Origin of the sequence: Limosilactobacillus gastricus DSM 16045, from assembly GCF_001434365.1 — a bacterium.
Classification (GTDB): domain Bacteria; phylum Bacillota; class Bacilli; order Lactobacillales; family Lactobacillaceae; genus Limosilactobacillus; species Limosilactobacillus gastricus.
In genome coordinates, this window is the sequence record NZ_AZFN01000042.1 from 1 (window position 1) to 2865 (window position 2865).

The following is a 2865-nucleotide window of genomic DNA, read 5'->3' on the forward strand; positions in this document are numbered from 1 at the left end:
AACTGGCAATACAGTTTCGACAACTTAGCTGCTTATGCTAATGGTCAGAAGATCACCTACACGGTAACGGAAAATGCCGTTGCGGGGTACACCAGTACTGTCGATGGTTACAATATTACTAATACCCATAATCCGACAACGCCTAAGAAGCCCCAGGTTCCTAATAACCCGACAACGCCCAAGAAACCTCAAGTTCCTAATAATGGGAATAAGGTAACACCAAAAGCTTACACTCAAGGTAAAACCTACGAAAAAACAGGTAAATTACCTCAAACAGGTAATGAATCATCAATAGGTATGATGTTAATTGGACTAGTGACGTTATTGCTAAGCTTGGGTTTAGTAGTTATAAATAGATTTACTATTTGATCATGATTGAATGATCGTAAGCACTCCACAACGAACCGGGTTAAATCTTAACCATTGATGGTATCTCAGATCCCTGGGTTCAAACAAAAATAGCGGGCGACCAACGCAGTTTTCTGCGTTAGTCGCCCGCTTTGGCTTCTCTATTAAACACGACACGTGGCCTGAATTTCTGGAGCCCCGGTCCTTTAGATTAAGGGCATTGTTAATCACATTGCGTAATAATTTTAACGGTGATTTCTTGATTGTTTCCTCGATTAACTAGTCGGCTTTGTGTTTCTAGGGCGTTAGCTTTTCACAACCGGGGTCTTAAAAAGATCATTCAAGGCTTCAGACATTGTTGGATGAGTATAGATCATATCGCGTAATCTTTCGTAAGGTAATTTGGCCTTCATTGCCAATGCAATTAGATTGATGGTTTCATGAGCCTCAGCGGCATACAATGTTGCCCCTAAAATAAGGTGTGTTTTTTGATCAACGATTACCTTATAAAGCCCGCGTTGATCCTCCAAGACACGGGCCTTGGGAATTGCCTTGACTGATAGCTTGAAGGTTTGAAAATCATAACCTGCACTCTTAGCTTGACGTTCATTTAAGCCAACGTTGGCCAGCGGTGGATTTAGGAATGAAGCAGTTGGTATTACCGATCGATCAGCCGTTGAGCGATTCCCCTTACCAAACAATTGATCTATGATAATACGAAAATCATCCAATGAGACATAAGTGAACATAGGGCCACCATTAACGTCACCTAAAGCCCAAATGTTTTGTACTGTAGTTCTTAAATGATCATCGACCTGAATAGCACCGCGATTGGTTAAAGCAATATCAGTATTTTCTAGTCCTAAACTACTTACATTAGGCCGCCGACCGACTGCAACTAATACCGCATCAAATTCCGCAGTGTTAGTTTGATCACCTTGTTGATAATATAACGTAACCTTCTCACCATTATCTTTTACTTGCGTTAGTTGAGTCGCCAGTTTAATCTCGATCCCTGCGTCAGTCAGATCTGCTACGACCTCGGTCGCAATATCAGGATCTTCGCGCTCTAACAATCTGGTATGTTGGTCGAAAATCGTTACATGCGTACCAAAGGAATTAAACATTCCAGCAAATTCAAGGCCAATATAACCACCACCAATAATTGCTAGTCGTTTCGGTTGTTTCTCCAACTCCATAGCTTCTTTAGACGTAAAAATCCGCTGACTGAATTCTAACCCTGGGATTGATGGCCAATTTGGAACTGCTCCAGTATTAATAAAGATACGTTCACCTCTCACCTCCTTAGTCGTTCCATCACTCATTACGACTGCCAAAACATAATTGTCGATAAAACGGGCTGACCCATCCCAAACCGTTGCTAGTGGCTCATCAGCCACCATGTGATAGTTTTTGTTTCGCAACTGTCGAGTCATCTCACCACGCTTATTAACTGCCGTAGTAAGGTCTAAGCCACGTTGACCATTTAAAATTAAATTTTTAGATGGTAGGCAGCCAACATTGATGCAAGTTCCTCCATACATTTGTTTTGATCGTTCGATCAAAAGCACGGTCTCATCATGCTGTGCCAAGTACTTAGCTAATGTCTTACCCGCCTTACCAAATCCAATAATAATATTTTTAAATTTATCCATTGTTTTACCCGCCTTTTACTAGTCATTTGTTATTGTACTTATTATAAGTAAGTAAAGTGTCAAAAGCAATTTGTATGCTTAATCACCTGTTTATCTGACTTGACTTTATAGTCATCATTTCACCATCTTATTTGTCTTTTACCACAGTTTTCCCTCTAGTAGCTGATTTTATGACCTTCTTTACTTTTATAATCGTACTGCCTGGTAGGGTTTGCGCCCGCTCTTGGACCGCCCTACTGGACGCTTGTCATTTCCCATTGCAGCAGTATTATTAGCCTTGCTTGCTGACCTTGCTAGTGTTGTAGCTTTCCTTTGCTGTCAAGAGCAGTTTTATTGCTCTTGGTTGATTTTTAATTTCCCTGTATAATGGATTGAGCAAGAAGTTTTAAGGGCGGTGGCTGTCTTTTCCCTTGTGAGGTGAGGCCCATGGGAACATGGAATAATCTTCAGGAAGGTTTCACAGTCAATGAGCGTCTTCCAGACACTCTCGTTGATGTTGCTGTTTGGCACGTTTTTAATCGCGCTACTCAGCTATATCGACAAACACCACAAATAAAAAAGCCGCCCCGATCATAACTTTGGCGAGTTACGGGACGACATTATCGTTTAGTTAACTAATGCCACCGCCTTTGAAGCGGCTTGCACGGGAAGTCCTGTTTTCGGCGGGGCTTCCTTTTTCTGTTTATATTATAGCATGACCTTTAAAAACTGGCTAACGCTTTAAACTTTGATCCAGTTCGGATTTGGGTTGGTTGATTGACGGATTTTCTTCAGCAAATGCTTGCAGCTGTTTTTGTGTTCGCTTACTGATTTCATGGTGTATATCATTTAGTTTATTTTTTAGTTCTGATTTTTGTTGTGG

At 41.2% G+C, this 2865-nt stretch carries 4 protein-coding genes; 2 read left to right on the forward strand and 2 right to left on the reverse strand.

Translation table 11 applies throughout. The features are described 5' to 3' along the window. On the forward strand, positions 1-369 hold a 369-nt coding region (locus FC60_RS08995), incomplete at its 5' end, for a Cna B-type domain-containing protein (protein WP_082601390.1). Positions 370-653: 284 nt separating this feature from the next. On the opposite strand, the gene FC60_RS09000 is transcribed toward FC60_RS08995, so the two are convergent. Continuing rightward, a complete protein-coding gene (locus FC60_RS09000; RefSeq protein WP_056938040.1) occupies positions 654-2003 on the reverse strand; it encodes an FAD-dependent oxidoreductase in 1350 nt (449 codons plus the stop codon). Between the two features lie 493 nt (positions 2004-2496). On the opposite strand from FC60_RS09000, the gene FC60_RS09800 reads away from it, so the two are divergent. Continuing rightward, positions 2497-2559: a putative holin-like toxin gene (locus FC60_RS09800; RefSeq protein WP_222843308.1), complete on the forward strand. Its 63-nt coding sequence runs from the start codon at positions 2497-2499 to the stop codon at positions 2557-2559. A gap of 156 nt (positions 2560-2715) precedes the next feature. Here the strand turns inward: FC60_RS09800 and FC60_RS09005 are convergent. Further along, positions 2716-2865 (reverse strand): LtrC-like protein (locus tag FC60_RS09005; RefSeq protein WP_082601391.1); only part of this gene is annotated, 150 nt, incomplete at its 5' end.